Origin of the sequence: Micromonospora zamorensis (assembly GCF_900090275.1) — a bacterium.
Taxonomy (GTDB): Bacteria; Actinomycetota; Actinomycetes; order Mycobacteriales; family Micromonosporaceae; genus Micromonospora; species Micromonospora zamorensis.
The window spans coordinates 5,528,672-5,542,108 of the sequence record NZ_LT607755.1 but is presented as its reverse complement, the minus strand read 5'-3'; the positions used below and the strand labels follow the sequence as shown (position 1 = coordinate 5,542,108).

Annotated in this window: 20 protein-coding genes; all 20 read left to right on the top strand. The window is 68.1% G+C overall.

From position 1 onward, the window contains the following. Positions 1–41: 41 nt before the first annotated feature. The 20 genes from GA0070619_RS24660 to rplE all read left to right on the top strand — a co-directional run bounded on the left by GA0070619_RS24660 (position 42) and on the right by rplE (position 13,436). Entirely contained in the window at positions 42–410 is a 369-nt protein-coding gene (locus GA0070619_RS24660) for a hypothetical protein (protein ID WP_088950241.1), read from the top strand. Between the two features lie 601 nt (positions 411–1,011). Further along, on the top strand, positions 1,012–1,392 hold the full coding sequence (locus GA0070619_RS24655; RefSeq protein WP_088952026.1) for a hypothetical protein: 381 nt from the start codon (positions 1,012–1,014) through the stop codon (positions 1,390–1,392). Between the two features lie 515 nt (positions 1,393–1,907). Beyond that, a complete protein-coding gene (rpsL, locus tag GA0070619_RS24650; protein WP_007465318.1) occupies positions 1,908–2,282 on the top strand; it encodes a 30S ribosomal protein S12 in 375 nt (124 codons plus the stop codon). Between the two features lies 1 nt (position 2,283). Continuing rightward, positions 2,284–2,754, top strand: a complete 471-nt coding sequence (gene rpsG / locus GA0070619_RS24645; RefSeq protein WP_007465317.1) for a 30S ribosomal protein S7 — start codon at positions 2,284–2,286, stop codon at positions 2,752–2,754. Between the two features lie 75 nt (positions 2,755–2,829). Then, the gene (gene fusA, locus GA0070619_RS24640; RefSeq protein WP_088950240.1) at positions 2,830–4,926 is read left to right on the top strand and encodes an elongation factor G; all 2,097 of its coding nucleotides are present in this window, start codon (positions 2,830–2,832) and stop codon (positions 4,924–4,926) included. A 212-nt stretch (positions 4,927–5,138) separates the two neighbouring features. Further along, a complete protein-coding gene (gene tuf, locus GA0070619_RS24635; RefSeq protein WP_088950239.1) occupies positions 5,139–6,332 on the top strand; it encodes an elongation factor Tu in 1,194 nt (397 codons plus the stop codon). Between the two features lie 350 nt (positions 6,333–6,682). Then, on the top strand, positions 6,683–6,991 hold the full coding sequence (rpsJ, locus tag GA0070619_RS24630; protein WP_007073037.1) for a 30S ribosomal protein S10: 309 nt from the start codon (positions 6,683–6,685) through the stop codon (positions 6,989–6,991). A gap of 11 nt (positions 6,992–7,002) precedes the next feature. Next, the gene (rplC, locus tag GA0070619_RS24625; protein ID WP_088950238.1) at positions 7,003–7,668 is read left to right on the top strand and encodes a 50S ribosomal protein L3; all 666 of its coding nucleotides are present in this window, start codon (positions 7,003–7,005) and stop codon (positions 7,666–7,668) included. Next, positions 7,665–8,315: a 50S ribosomal protein L4 gene (gene rplD, locus GA0070619_RS24620; RefSeq protein ID WP_007465305.1), complete on the top strand. Its 651-nt coding sequence runs from the start codon at positions 7,665–7,667 to the stop codon at positions 8,313–8,315. Before rplC ends, rplD begins: the two co-directional genes overlap by 4 nt. Then, complete coding sequence (gene rplW, locus GA0070619_RS24615) at positions 8,312–8,614, top strand: 50S ribosomal protein L23 (RefSeq protein WP_007465304.1); 303 nt, start codon at positions 8,312–8,314, stop codon at positions 8,612–8,614. Before rplD ends, rplW begins: the two co-directional genes overlap by 4 nt. Before the next feature lie 12 nt (positions 8,615–8,626). After that, the gene (gene rplB, locus GA0070619_RS24610; protein WP_088950237.1) at positions 8,627–9,466 is read left to right on the top strand and encodes a 50S ribosomal protein L2; all 840 of its coding nucleotides are present in this window, start codon (positions 8,627–8,629) and stop codon (positions 9,464–9,466) included. Positions 9,467–9,478: 12 nt separating this feature from the next. Continuing rightward, positions 9,479–9,760, top strand: a complete 282-nt coding sequence (gene rpsS / locus GA0070619_RS24605; RefSeq protein WP_007465299.1) for a 30S ribosomal protein S19 — start codon at positions 9,479–9,481, stop codon at positions 9,758–9,760. A gap of 41 nt (positions 9,761–9,801) precedes the next feature. Further along, on the top strand, positions 9,802–10,260 hold the full coding sequence (gene rplV / locus GA0070619_RS24600; protein ID WP_007465297.1) for a 50S ribosomal protein L22: 459 nt from the start codon (positions 9,802–9,804) through the stop codon (positions 10,258–10,260). After that, positions 10,260–11,147 (top strand): 30S ribosomal protein S3, encoded by an 888-nt coding sequence (gene rpsC, locus GA0070619_RS24595; RefSeq protein WP_088950236.1) that lies wholly within the window; start codon positions 10,260–10,262, stop codon positions 11,145–11,147. Before rplV ends, rpsC begins: the two co-directional genes overlap by 1 nt. Positions 11,148–11,150: 3 nt before the next feature. Beyond that, positions 11,151–11,576 (top strand): 50S ribosomal protein L16, encoded by a 426-nt coding sequence (rplP, locus tag GA0070619_RS24590; protein ID WP_007465292.1) that lies wholly within the window; start codon positions 11,151–11,153, stop codon positions 11,574–11,576. Continuing rightward, complete coding sequence (rpmC, locus tag GA0070619_RS24585) at positions 11,576–11,812, top strand: 50S ribosomal protein L29 (RefSeq protein WP_007465283.1); 237 nt, start codon at positions 11,576–11,578, stop codon at positions 11,810–11,812. Before rplP ends, rpmC begins: the two co-directional genes overlap by 1 nt. Continuing rightward, positions 11,809–12,087, top strand: coding sequence for a 30S ribosomal protein S17 (rpsQ, locus tag GA0070619_RS24580; protein ID WP_030489590.1), 279 nt, complete (start codon positions 11,809–11,811; stop codon positions 12,085–12,087). The genes rpmC and rpsQ overlap by 4 nt, the downstream gene beginning before the upstream one ends. 97 nt (positions 12,088–12,184) lie before the next feature. Continuing rightward, entirely contained in the window at positions 12,185–12,553 is a 369-nt protein-coding gene (gene rplN, locus GA0070619_RS24575) for a 50S ribosomal protein L14 (RefSeq protein WP_007465279.1), read from the top strand. Beyond that, positions 12,550–12,870, top strand: a complete 321-nt coding sequence (gene rplX / locus GA0070619_RS24570) for a 50S ribosomal protein L24 (RefSeq protein WP_030489591.1) — start codon at positions 12,550–12,552, stop codon at positions 12,868–12,870. The genes rplN and rplX overlap by 4 nt, the downstream gene beginning before the upstream one ends. Continuing rightward, positions 12,870–13,436 carry a 50S ribosomal protein L5 gene (gene rplE, locus GA0070619_RS24565; RefSeq protein ID WP_088950235.1) on the top strand — a complete coding sequence of 189 codons (567 nt, stop codon included), beginning with the start codon at positions 12,870–12,872 and terminating at the stop codon, positions 13,434–13,436. Before rplX ends, rplE begins: the two co-directional genes overlap by 1 nt. The last annotated feature ends 1 nt before the right edge of the window (position 13,437 follow it).

Below are 13,437 nucleotides of genomic sequence, written 5' to 3'. Positions count from 1 at the left end.
GGACCCACCCACCCCCGGGCCGAGTTCGGCATGATGGGGGTATGACGACCGCACCCGGGCAGGTGCCCGTCGCGCAGCAGGGCCTGCGCCACCCGCTGGACCCGGATCCGGCCCGTGCCACGAAGGCGCGGGCGGTCTTCGCGCTGGGGTTGCTCGGCATGCTGACCGGGCTCTTCATCGGCGGGGTGGTGCCGGCGACGGTGGCGCTGCAACTGGCCCGGCAGGCGCGCCGTGAGGCGTACGCCTCGGGGGGTTTCCTGACCGGCGGCGCCTGGCTGCGACGGGGGGAGCGGATGGCCTGGACCGGCCTCGTGCTGGTCGCGGTCACCGTGGTGGCCGCGGTGGTGATCGGGGTGGTGCGGTTGGCCGGCGCGCCGTTCGGCCATGACTACCCGGCGAACATGGACTGAGCCGCCCGTGGCCGCGCCGGGCGCGGACGGCGGTGCCCTCGGCGGTAGCCTGGCCGGTGTCCGCCGTGCGGCGGCGGTGCCCTTTCGACAGGAGGACCTCGTGACGGAACCGGCGCGGCCCCCTGCGGACGAACCGGCCGGTCATCCGGACGCGCCGACCCCGCCCGAGCCGAGTGACTGGGCGCGACCGGACCCGAGCAGCGAGCCGCACCCGCCCGCGGCCACGCCGAGCGCGCCGTCATCGCCGGCGCCGTCATCTCCCGCGCCGCACCCCGGCTGGGGCGCGACCACCCCGACCGGCTCCAGCCAGCCGTACCCGGTCTCCGGTGCGCCGACCCCGCCGGGTTGGGGTCCGCCGTCGTCTGGGCCTGGCGCACCTCCCGGTTGGGGTCCGCCCTCGTCCGCGCCTGGCGTGCCTGCGGGTTGGGGGCCGCCGTCGTCCGGACCTGGTTCGCCTCCCGGTTGGGGGCCGCCGCCGTCCGGGCCCGGCGTGCCTGCGGGTTGGGGTCCGCCGCCACCGGGTCACGCACCCGGTTGGGGTGGCATGACCGGGCATCCGGTGCCGCCGCCCACCGATGACCAACGCCGGCCGCCGAAGCGGGTGGAGATGGTTCCCGGCACGCCGTTCGGTGTCGTGCACCTGGACGTGGCGCCGGTCACCTCCGGGTTGGCCGTCGGGGCGCTGGTGGCCGGGGTGGCCTCGGTCCTGGTCTCGCTGCTGGTGATCTGCTTCGGGGTGAGCTTCAAGGACGACGGCGGGGCCTGGGCCTCCGGAGCGTTCACCGTGCTCGGGGTGCTGGCCGGCGTGGCGGCGATCGTCACCGGTCTGCTCGGTCAGCGGCAGATCCGTCGGCCGGTGGCGCCTCCCGCGGTCCGGTTCACCGGCCGTGGGCTTGCCGTGGCCGGAATCAGCTGTGGCGTGGCGGGAGGAGTGCTCAGCCTCCTGGGCCTGGGCCTGGCACTGCTTCTCACCCTGGCCTGAGGCCCGTCACCGTCCGGTCCGCGATGCGGAGGCCCCGCGGTGACTGCCCGGTGCCGGCCTGGTGCCGGCCCGGGGCCGACGGGTGGCCGCGCGGGGAAGCCGGTACACTTGTGTCTGCAGGTGCCCATCGCGGGCGACGGGGCAGGACGAGATCCGGCCGGCGGATGTGAGACAGTCGCCGGGCCATTCCGTTTTGACCTGGGCGGTTGTGGTAGGTACTCTTTCCCCTTGTGCCCGGGCATGCCCGGGCAACTCGTGCGTGCGCTGTCCCCGGAGTCCGGGCGGCGGCACGACAAGCCAAAGATCCGGGGCGGGGCGACCCGCGCACCGGTGAACAAACCCGGTACGCACGCGAAAGCGTCGCAACGGGGCCGTGACGAGGGCGACACGCCCGACCGCGGGTGCCGGGGTCTCCGCAAGGTGACCCTGGTCGGAATGTAGGAGAGCCGGTCATCAGGCCGGCTAACGAGCGACGGCGCGGCCGCGAATGCGGCCGAAGGGAGCGGAGAAACCCGGTGCCCACGATCCAGCAGCTGGTCCGAAAGGGCCGCCAGGCGAAGACGACCAAGACCAAGACCCCGGCGCTGAAGGGTTCCCCTCAGCGGCGCGGCGTGTGCACCCGCGTGTACACCACCACTCCCAAGAAGCCGAACTCGGCGCTGCGCAAGGTCGCTCGCGTGAAGCTCAGCAGCCAGATCGAGGTGACCGCCTACATCCCGGGCGTCGGTCACAACCTCCAGGAGCACTCGATCGTGCTCGTGCGCGGTGGCCGGGTGAAGGACCTCCCCGGCGTGCGTTACAAGATCGTTCGCGGCTCGCTGGACACCCAGGGTGTCCGCAACCGCAAGCAGGCGCGCAGCCGTTACGGCGCGAAGAAGGAGAAGAGCTGACATGCCGCGTAAGGGACCCGCTCCGCGGCGGCCACTGGTCGCTGACCCGGTGTACAACTCGCCGCTGGTCACCCAGCTGGTGAACAAGATCCTGCTCCGCGGCAAGCGTCAGCTCGCCGAGTCGATCGTCTACGCGGCCCTCGAGGGCTGCCGCGAGAAGTCCGGCACCGACCCGGTCGTCACCCTCAAGCGGGCGATGGACAACGTCAAGCCGACCCTCGAGGTACGCAGCCGTCGTGTCGGTGGCGCCACCTACCAGGTGCCGGTCGAGGTCCGCCCGACCCGGGCGACCACGCTGGGCCTGCGCTGGCTGGTCACCTACTCCCGCGCTCGTCGCGAGAAGACCATGGTCGAGCGGCTGATGAACGAGCTGCTGGACGCGAGCAACGGCCTCGGTGCCGCCGTCAAGCGGCGCGAGGACACGCACAAGATGGCCGAGTCGAACAAGGCCTTCGCGCACTACCGCTGGTAACACCCTGGTTCCGGCGCCCTCGCGGCGCCGGAACCGCCACCAGTTGAGTCGAGACGACGATAAGTAGGGATTGAAGTGGCCGCCGCAGACGCGCTCGCCAACGTACGCAACATCGGCATCATGGCGCACATCGATGCCGGTAAGACCACGACCACCGAGCGGATCCTGTTCTACACCGGCATCACGTACAAGATCGGTGAGGTCCACGAGGGCGCTGCCGTCATGGACTGGATGGAGCAGGAGCAGGAGCGTGGCATCACCATCACCTCCGCTGCTACCAAGTGTGAGTGGAAGGGCCACACGATCCAGATCATCGACACGCCGGGCCACGTCGACTTCACGGTCGAGGTCGAGCGGTCGCTGCGGGTTCTGGATGGTGCGGTCGCGGTCTACGACGGTGTCGCCGGCGTGGAGCCGCAGACGGAGAACGTCTGGCGGCAGGCCGACAAGTACAACGTCCCGCGTATGTGCTTCGTCAACAAGCTCGACCGGACCGGCGCCGACTTCTTCCGCTGCGTGCAGATGATGATCGACCGGCTGAACGCCACCCCGCTGGTGCTCCAGATCCCGATCGGGCTCGAGGGCGACCACATCGGTGTCGTCGACCTGATCGGCATGCGCGCTCTCACCTGGCGTGGGGAGACCCAGAAGGGTGACGACTACGCGATCGAGGAGATCCCGGCCGAGCTGGCCGACTCCGCGGCCGAGTGGCGCGAGAAGCTGATGGAGACCCTGGCCGACGTCGACGACTCGGTGATGGAGAAGTACCTGGAAGGCGAGGAGGTCTCCCCCGAGGAGATCAAGGCCGCCATCCGGCGTGCCACCATCGCCGGCAAGGCCAACCCGGTGCTGTGCGGCTCGGCGTTCAAGAACAAGGGCGTCCAGCCCATGCTCGACGCCGTGGTCGACTTCCTGCCGTCGCCGCTGGACGTTCCGGCCATCGAGGGCACCGCGCCGGACGGCGAGACGCCGCTGCTCCGCAAGCCTTCCAAGTCGGAGCCGTTCTCCGGTCTGGCCTTCAAGATCCAGACGGACAAGCACCTCGGCAAGCTCACCTACGTCCGGGTCTACTCCGGTCTTCTCGAGTCCGGTTCCCAGGTGGTCAACTCCACCAAGGACCGCAAGGAGCGGATCGGCAAGATCTACCAGATGCACGCCAACAAGCGCGAAGAGCGTCCGACGGCGCAGGCCGGCGACATCATCGCCGTGCAGGGTCTCAAGCAGACCACCACCGGCGACACGCTCTCCGACCCGGCGAACCCGGTGATCCTGGAGTCGATGACCTTCCCGGAGCCGGTCATCTCGGTGGCGATCGAGCCGAAGACCAAGTCCGACCAGGAGAAGCTCGGCACCGCGATCCAGCGGCTGGCCGAAGAGGACCCGACCTTCCGCGTCCGCTTGGACGAGGAGACCGGTCAGACGGTCATCTCCGGCATGGGCGAGCTGCACCTGGACATCCTGGTCGACCGGATGCGGCGTGAGTTCAACGTCGAGGCCAACGTCGGCAAGCCGCAGGTGGCGTACCGCGAGACCATCCGCCGCAAGGTGGACAAGGTCGAGTACACCCACAAGAAGCAGACCGGTGGTTCCGGCCAGTACGCCCGCGTCATCGTGAGCGTCGAGCCGCTGCCGCTGGACAACGAATCGCCGACCTACGAGTTCGCCAACGCCGTCAGCGGTGGCCGCATCCCCCGGGAGTTCATCCCGTCGGTGGACGCCGGTGCGCAGGACGCGCTTCAGTACGGCATCCTGGCGGGCTTCCCGCTGGTGGGTGTGAAGCTGACGCTGCTCGACGGCCAGTACCACGAGGTCGACTCGTCGGAAATGGCATTCAAGATCGCCGGCTCGATGGTGATGAAGGACGCGGCCCGCAAGGCCGATCCCGCGCTGCTCGAGCCGATGATGGCCGTTGAAGTCACCACTCCTGAGGAGAACATGGGTGACGTCATCGGTGACCTCAACTCCCGCCGCGGCATCATCCAGGCGATGGAGGAGCGCAGCGGCGCCCGCATCGTCCGGGCTCTGGTGCCGTTGTCGGAGATGTTCGGCTACGTCGGCGACCTGCGGTCGAAGACCCAGGGCCGGGCTAGCTACAGCATGCAGTTCGACTCCTACGCCGAGGTTCCGCAGAGCGTCGCGAAGGAGATCATCGCCAAGGCAACGGGCGAGTAACGCCCTGAGCAGGTGATTCGTGGTTGGTCGCGGGAGGTTTCACCCGCCCGCGGCCACCACGATCGGATCGCGTGAGACCGGGCCTGTAGGCTTCATCGCCGCAGAACCCACAATGGCTTCCCGGCCTTCTGGCCGGAAAGGCTGTCGACAGAGTCCTAAGCGCCGACCGGCGCGCCGGGCGTACGAACCAAGAAGTCCACAGGAGGACACCAGTGGCGAAGGCTAAGTTCGAGCGGACTAAGCCGCACGTCAACATCGGCACCATTGGTCACATCGACCACGGTAAGACGACGCTGACGGCGGCCATCACCAAGGTCCTGCACGACCAGTACCCGGACCTGAACCCCTACACGCCGTTCGACGAGATCGACAAGGCGCCGGAGGAGAAGGCCCGCGGCATCACGATCTCGATCGCGCACGTCGAGTACCAGACCGAGTCGCGGCACTACGCGCACGTCGACTGCCCTGGGCACGCCGACTACATCAAGAACATGATCACCGGTGCCGCGCAGATGGACGGCGCGATCCTGGTGGTCGCGGCGACCGACGGCCCGATGCCGCAGACCCGCGAGCACGTGCTGCTGGCCCGTCAGGTTGGTGTGCCGTACATCGTCGTGGCGCTCAACAAGAGCGACATGGTCGATGACGAGGAGCTCCTGGAGCTCGTCGAGCTCGAGGTCCGTGAGCTGCTCTCGTCGCAGGAGTACCCGGGCGACGACCTGCCGGTGGTTCGGGTTTCGGCGCTGAAGGCCCTCGAGGGTGACCCCGAGTGGACCGGCAAGCTGCTGGACCTGATGACCGCGGTCGACACCTCGATCCCGCAGCCGGAGCGCGAGGTCGACATGCCGTTCCTGATGCCGGTTGAGGACGTCTTCACGATCACCGGTCGTGGCACCGTCGTCACCGGTCGCGTGGAGCGCGGCGTTCTCCTGCCGAACGAGGATGTTGAGCTCGTCGGTATCAAGGAGAAGAGCTTCAAGACCAAGGTCACCGCGATCGAGATGTTCCGGAAGACCCTGGACGACGCCCGCGCAGGCGAGAACGTCGGCCTGCTGCTGCGTGGCACCAAGCGCGACGAGGTCGAGCGCGGCATGGTCGTCGTGAAGCCGGGCTCGAACACCCCGCACACGGAGTTCGAGGCGACGGTCTACATCCTCTCCAAGGAGGAGGGCGGCCGGCACACCCCGTTCTTCCAGAACTACCGCCCGCAGTTCTACTTCCGGACCACGGACGTCACCGGTGTCGTCACCCTTCCCGAGGGCACCGAGATGGTCATGCCGGGCGACAACACCACCATGTCGGTGAAGCTGATCCAGCCCATCGCCATGGAGGAGAACCTCAAGTTCGCGATCCGCGAGGGTGGCCGCACCGTCGGCGCCGGGTTCGTCACCAAGATCATCAAGTGAACTAGGTAACCCCGATTAGACCCGCCGCCGGTCGTGCGGCATACTAGTCAGGTTGCGTAACGACAGTTCGTCGCCTGTGTTCGGCTTTCGCTGAACCTCCGGGTGGCGAGGCAGTCGAGCGTAGGGTGGTTGGCGGCCCAGTCGCCAACCACCCTCGCACGGCGTTCAGGTCGCGGTAATGCGATCGGCGCCTTGACCCACCGCGCGGTCAGCACCGCTCCGGAACCACGGGGCGGAGCCCGATCCGAGGGCGCGACACGCCCGACCGCGGGGGTCGGCGAAGTGGGCCTGTACCAGCCGGTACAGGCGCCCGCAACACAGCGGCATCGAGAGAAGGAACAGAAGCCACCATGGCGGGACAGAAGATCCGCATCCGGCTCAAGGCCTATGACCACGAGGTCGTCGACTCCTCGGCTCGGAAGATCGTCGAGACGGTGACGCGCACCGGGGCGCAGGTCGCGGGCCCGGTGCCGCTGCCCACGGAGATCAACCGTTTCTGCGTTATCCGCTCGCCGCACAAGTACAAGGACTCGCGCGAGCACTTCGAGATGCGCACGCACAAGCGGCTGATCGACATCATCGACCCGACCCCGAAGACGGTCGACTCGCTCATGCGCCTCGACCTGCCGGCTGGCGTCGACATCGAGATCAAGCTGTAGGGACCGGACAAATGGACAGGCAAGTCAAGGGGATCCTGGGCGCCAAGCTCGGCATGACCCAGGTCTGGGACAACAACCGTGTTGTTCCCGTGACCGTGGTCGAGGCCGGCCCGTGCGTCATCAGCCAGGTTCGTAGCGCCGAGAAGGACGGTTACTCAGCGGTCCAGCTGGCGTACGGCATCATCGACCCGCGCAAGGTCAAGAAGCCGATCAGCGGCCACTACGCCAAGGCGGACGTGGCGCCGCGCCGGCACATCGTCGAGCTGCGCACCACGGACGCTGGGGAATACTCGCTCGGCCAGGAAGTCACGGTCGAGGAGTTCCCGGCCGGCCTCACGATCGACGTCACCGGCAAGACCAAGGGCAAGGGCTACGCCGGCCCGATGAAGCGGCACGGCTTCCACGGTCTGGGCGCCGGCCACGGTGTCGAGCGCAAGCACCGCTCGCCCGGCTCCATCGGCGCCTGCGCCACTCCGGGTCGTGTCTTCAAGGGCACCCGGATGGCCGGCCGGATGGGTGGCGTGCGGTACACCGTGCAGAACCTCACCGTCCAGGCGGTCGACACCGAGAACAACCTGCTGCTCGTCCGGGGTGCCATTCCTGGTCCCAAGGGCGCGCTGGTTCTGGTCCGGACCGCGGCCAAGAGCAAGGTGAAGAAGGGCGGTGCGGCCAAGTGACCACCGTTGACGTGCGCACCGTCGAAGGCACCACCAGCAGCTCGGTCGAGTTGCCGGCGGACATCTTCGACGTGCAGGCCAACGTCGCGCTGATGCACCAGGTCGTGGTGGCCCAGCTCGCGGCGGCCCGACAGGGCACGCACAAGGCCAAGACCCGCGGCGAGGTCGCCGGTGGCGGCAAGAAGCCGTACAAGCAGAAGGGCACCGGTCGCGCCCGCCAGGGCTCGATCCGCGCGCCGCAGTTCGCCGGCGGTGGCGTCGTGCACGGTCCCGTGCCGCGCGACTACAGCCAGCGGACCCCGAAGAAGATGAAGGCCGCCGCTCTGCGGGGTGCCCTCTCCGACCGGGCACGCGCCGGGCAGGTGCACGTCGTCGAGGCGTTCGTCTCGGGCGAGAAGCCGTCGACCAAGGCGGCCCTGGCCACGCTGACCAAGCTCACCGAGGCCCGTCGGGTCCTGGTCGTGCTGAGCAGCACCGACGAACTGAACTGGGTGTCGCTGCGCAACGAGCCGCGGGTGCACCTGATCGAGTCCGGCCAGCTGAACACGTACGACGTGCTGGTGGCCGACGACGTGGTCTTCACCAAGGACGCCCTGGACGAATTCCTGGGCGTGCCCGCCGAGACCACCGAGGAGGGTGGCAAGTGAGCACCATCGCCGACCCGCGCGACATCATCGTCGCGCCGGTCGTCTCGGAGAAGAGCTACAGCGAGCTGAACCGGAACTGGTACACCTTCCTGGTGCACCCGGACGCGAACAAGACCGAGATCAAGATCGCTATCCAGCAGATCTTCAACGTCCGCGTCCTGACGGTCAACACGCTCAACCGCCAGGGTAAGCGCAAGCGCACCAAGACCGGCTTCGGTCAGCGCAAGGCGACCAAGCGGGCGATCGTGAAGCTGGCTGACGGTGACCGCATCGAGGCCTTCGGCGGCCCGGTCAGCTGAGGGGTGTAGACAATGGCTATCCGTAAGTACAAGCCGACGACGCCGGGCCGACGTGGCTCCAGCGTCGCTGACTTCGCCGAGATCACCCGGTCCACGCCGGAGAAGTCGCTGCTGGCTCCGTTGCCGAAGAAGGGCGGGCGTAACGCCCACGGCCGGATCACCACGCGGCACCACGGCGGCGGTCACAAGCGCCAGTACCGTCTGATCGACTTCAAGCGGGTCGACAAGGACGGCGTGCCGGCGAAGGTCGCTCACATCGAGTACGACCCGAACCGCACGGCGCGCATTGCGCTGCTGCACTACGCCGACGGCGAGAAGCGGTACATCATCGCGCCGAAGGACATGAAGCAGGGCGACCGCGTCGAGTCCGGTCCGGGCGCCGACATCAAGCCCGGCAACAACCTGCCGCTGCGCAACATCCCGGTCGGCACCACGATCCACAACGTGGAGCTGCGTCCGGGTGGCGGGGCCAAGCTGGCTCGTTCCGCCGGCGTCGGCATCCAGCTGCTCGGCCGCGAGGGCGCGTACGCGACCCTGCGTATGCCGTCCGGCGAGATCCGGCGGGTGGACGTGCGCTGCCGCGCGAGCGTCGGCGAGATCGGCAACGCCGACCAGTCGAACATCAACTGGGGCAAGGCCGGCCGGATGCGGTGGAAGGGCAAGCGCCCGACCGTCCGTGGTGTCGCCATGAACCCGGTCGACCACCCGCACGGTGGTGGTGAGGGTAAGACCTCCGGTGGTCGCCACCCGGTCAACCCGCAGGGTAAGCCCGAGGGCCGCACCCGCCGTAAGGGCCAGCCGAGTGACCGGCTGATCGTCCGCCGCCGCTACGCCACGCGTAAGCGCGGCTGAGGGAGATAAGACATGCCTCGCAGCCTGAAGAAGGGCCCGTTCGTCGACGACCACCTGCTCAAGAAGGTGGAAGTACAGAACGACAAGGGTTCCAAGAACGTGATCAAGACCTGGTCGCGGCGCTCGACGATCATCCCCGAGATGCTGGGGCACACGATCGCCGTGCACGACGGACGTAAGCACGTCCCGGTGTTCGTGACCGAGGCGATGGTCGGGCACAAGCTCGGCGAGTTCGCGCTGACCCGCACGTTCAAGGGTCACGAGAAGGACGACCGGAAGAGCCGTCGGCGCTGACGCCGCGGGCATACGGATAGAGGGAACAAGGGGTTACAGCGATGCCAGGAAAGGGCGACGCTCCGGTGCTTCCGGGCGCGCGGGCGGTTGCGCGGCACGTGCGCATCTCGCCGATGAAGGCGCGCCGGGTGGTCAACCTCGTCCGCGGCCTGCCCGCGAAGGAGGCGCTAACGGTGCTGCAGTTCGCGCCGCAGGCTGCGAGCGAGCAGGTGTACAAGGTGCTCGCTAGCGCGATCGCCAACGCGGAGAACAACGAGCGGCTGGACCCTGACGCGCTGCTCGTCAGCGAGGCCTTCGTTGACGAGGGCCCGACGATGAAGCGGTTCCAGCCGCGGGCGCAGGGTCGGGCGTACCGAATCCGCAAGCGCACCTGCCACATCACTGTGGCGGTCGAAGCGGTCGCGCCGGCAGCGCCGAGGAAGGCCGCGGCGAAGAAGGCCGCCCCGGCCACGGAGGCCGCACCGGCCGAAGCGCAGAGCAAGACGGAGGACGCCGAGTAATGGGTCAGAAGGTTCACCCCACTGGGTTCCGGCTCGGCATCTCGACCGACTGGAAGTCCCGCTGGTTCGCGGACAAGCTCTACAAGGACTACATCGGCGAGGATGTCAAGATCCGCCGCATGATGTCCAAGGGCCTCGAGCGTGCCGGGATTTCCAAGGTCGACATCGAGCGCACCCGCGACCGGGTTCGCGTCGACATCCACACCGCCCGGCCGGGCATTGTCATCGGCCGTAAGGGCGCGGAGGCCGACCGGATCCGCGGCGAGCTGGAGAAGCTCACCGGCAAGCAGGTTCAGCTGAACATCATCGAGGTGAAGAACCCCGAGTCGGACGCCCAGCTGGTTGCGCAGGGCGTGGCCGAGCAGCTGTCCAGCCGGGTCAGCTTCCGTCGGGCGATGCGCAAGGCGATGCAGTCGGCGATGAAGAACCCGGTCTGCAAGGGCATTCGGGTTCAGGTCTCGGGTCGCCTCGGCGGCGCCGAGATGAGCCGGACCGAGTTCTACCGTGAGGGCCGGGTTCCGCTGCACACGCTGCGGGCCAACATCGAGTACGGCTTCTTCGAGGCCCGTACGACGTTCGGCCGGATCGGTGTCAAGGTCTGGATCTACAAGGGCGACGCCGTTCCGGGCCGGGAGGCTCCGGCCGAGGCCGGTCCGTCCCGCCCGCGTCGTGGTGAGCGTGGCGACCGTCCCGAGCGTCCGCGCCGTGGTCGGTCGGGTTCGTCCGGCACCACGGCTGGTGGCACCGAGGCCGGCCGGGCTGCTGCGACCACCATCGCGCAGCAGGCCGAGACGCCGAGTGGCGAGCCGGTCGACAGCGCAGCTGTCGCCGCAACGGCTACCGCTCCGGCCGCGACTCAGCCGGCAGAAACGCAGCAGGAGGGCTGACAGATGCTGATGCCGCGCAAGCCCCCGAAGGGCTTCCGCAAGCCGCACCACCCGGACCGCAGTGGCGCGTCCAAGGGTGGTAACCGGGTGGTCTTCGGCGAGTTCGGGATCCAGGCTCTCGAGCCGGCGTACGTGACGAACCGGCAGATCGAGTCGGCACGTATCGCGATGACTCGCCACATCAAGCGTGGTGGCAAGGTCTGGATCACGATCTTCCCGGACCAGGCCCTCACCAAGAAGCCTGCCGAGACCCGGATGGGTTCCGGTAAGGGTTCGCCCGAGTGGTGGGTCGCCAACGTCAAGCCGGGGCGGGTTCTCTTCGAGATGTCCTTCCCCAACGAGCAGATCGCGCGAGAGGCCATGCGTCGCGCGATCCACAAGCTCCCGATGAAGTGCCGCATTGTTACGCGCGAAGTGGGTGAATCCTGATGGCAGCGGGCGTTAAGGCGACCGAGCTGCGTGAGCTCTCCGAAGAGGAGCTGGTCACGAAGCTGCGGGAGGCCAAGGCGGAGCTGTTCAACCTCCGCGTGCAGGCCGCAACCGGGCAGCTGGACAACAACCGGCGGCTGCAGGTCATCCGTCGGGAGATTGCCCGGATCTACACGATCATGCGTGAGCGTGAGCTGGGGCTCTCGGCCGCGCCGACTGAGGTGACTGCATCATGACCGAAGAGACCGCCACCGCCGCCGCGCGGTCGCGCCGCAAGGTCCGCGAGGGCCTGGTGATCAGCGACAAGATGGACAAGACCGTCGTGGTCGAGGTCGAGGACCGGGTTCGGCACGCGCTGTACGGCAAGATCATGCGCCGTACGGCCAAGCTGAAGGTGCACGACGAGCAGAACGCCGCTGGCACCGGCGACCGGGTTCTCATCATGGAGACCCGGCCGCTGAGCGCCACCAAGCGTTGGCGGATCGTGGAGATCCTGGAAAAGGCCAAGTAGCGAAGGCTCGAGCCCGGCGTTGCGTCGGGCGTAGGTTCCGCCAGGCTCCGGCCGGCCGCTACGGCGGCCGGAGAACCGGCAGACATAGGAGATAGACGTGATTCAGCAGGAGTCGCGACTGCGCGTCGCCGACAACACGGGTGCTCGGGAGATCCTGTGCATCCGGGTTCTCGGTGGCTCGGGTCGGCGCTACGCGAGCATCGGCGACGTCATTGTGGCCACGGTCAAGGACGCGATCCCGGGTGCCGGTGTGAAGAAGGGCGATGTCGTCAAGGCAGTCGTCGTTCGCACCGCCAAGGAGAGGCGTCGGCCGGACGGCTCGTACATCCGCTTCGACGAGAACGCCGCCGTCATCATCAAGGACGGCGGGGACCCGCGTGGTACCCGCATCTTCGGCCCGGTGGGCCGGGAGCTGCGGGACAAGCGGTTCATGAAGATTATCTCCCTCGCGCCGGAGGTGTTGTGACCGTGAAGGTCAAGAAGGGCGACACGGTCGTCATCATCGCCGGCAAGGACAAGGGTGCCAAGGGCAAGGTCATCGCGGCCTACCCGCGGCAGGACAAGGTCCTGGTCGAGGGCGTGAACCGGGTCAAGAAGCACACCCGTATCAGCACCACCCAGCGTGGCGCCAAGACCGGCGGCATCGTCACTCAGGAGGCCCCGATCCACGTCTCGAACGTGCAGGTCCTGGACTCCGACGGCAAGCCGACCCGCGTCGGTTACCGGTTCGACGACAACGGCCAGAAGGTCCGCATCGCGCGTAGCACCGGTAAGGACCTGTGATGACCACGGCTACCGAAAAGACCCTGCCGCGCCTCAAGGAGCGGTACCGCAACGAGATCGTGGCCCAGCTGCGTGAGCAGCACAGTTACGGCAACCCCATGCAGGTGCCGCGGCTGGTCAAGGTCGTCGTCAACATGGGTGTCGGCGAGGCTGCTCGCGACGCCAAGCTGATCGACGGCGCGGTCCGTGACCTCGCCACGATCACCGGCCAGAAGCCGCAGGTGCGGCGGGCGACCAAGTCCATCGCGCAGTTCAAGCTCCGCGAGGGCATGCCGATCGGCGCGAAGGTCACCCTTCGTGGCGACCGGATGTGGGAGTTCCTGGACCGGCTGCTCTCCATCGCGCTGCCGCGTATCCGCGACTTCCGCGGCCTGGACGGGCGCAAGCTGGACGGGCACGGCAACTACACGTTCGGTCTGACCGAGCAGTCGGTGTTCCACGAGATCGACCAGGACCGGATCGATCGCCAGCGGGGCATGGACATCACGGTGGTCACGACCGCCACGACCGACGACGAGGGCCGGGCGCTGCTCAAGCTCCTGGGCTTCCCGTTCAAGGAGAACTGAG

Excerpts from the sequence above, each read along its gene's own strand:
- rplP (WP_007465292.1), top strand. The coding sequence starts at position 11,151 with ATGCTGATGCCGCGCAAGCCCCCGAAGGGCTTCCGCAAGCCGCACCAC.
- rpsG (WP_007465317.1), top strand. The coding sequence starts at position 2,284 with ATGCCGCGTAAGGGACCCGCTCCGCGGCGGCCACTGGTCGCTGACCCG.
- rpmC (WP_007465283.1), top strand. The coding sequence starts at position 11,576 with ATGGCAGCGGGCGTTAAGGCGACCGAGCTGCGTGAGCTCTCCGAAGAG.
- rplV (WP_007465297.1), top strand. The coding sequence starts at position 9,802 with ATGCCAGGAAAGGGCGACGCTCCGGTGCTTCCGGGCGCGCGGGCGGTT.
- rpsQ (WP_030489590.1), top strand. The coding sequence starts at position 11,809 with ATGACCGAAGAGACCGCCACCGCCGCCGCGCGGTCGCGCCGCAAGGTC.
- rpsS (WP_007465299.1), top strand. The coding sequence starts at position 9,479 with ATGCCTCGCAGCCTGAAGAAGGGCCCGTTCGTCGACGACCACCTGCTC.
- rplE (WP_088950235.1), top strand. The coding sequence starts at position 12,870 with ATGACCACGGCTACCGAAAAGACCCTGCCGCGCCTCAAGGAGCGGTAC.
- GA0070619_RS24660 (WP_088950241.1), top strand. The coding sequence starts at position 42 with ATGACGACCGCACCCGGGCAGGTGCCCGTCGCGCAGCAGGGCCTGCGC.
- rplB (WP_088950237.1), top strand. The coding sequence starts at position 8,627 with ATGGCTATCCGTAAGTACAAGCCGACGACGCCGGGCCGACGTGGCTCC.
- rplC (WP_088950238.1), top strand. The coding sequence starts at position 7,003 with ATGGACAGGCAAGTCAAGGGGATCCTGGGCGCCAAGCTCGGCATGACC.
- rpsJ (WP_007073037.1), top strand. The coding sequence starts at position 6,683 with ATGGCGGGACAGAAGATCCGCATCCGGCTCAAGGCCTATGACCACGAG.
- rpsC (WP_088950236.1), top strand. The coding sequence starts at position 10,260 with ATGGGTCAGAAGGTTCACCCCACTGGGTTCCGGCTCGGCATCTCGACC.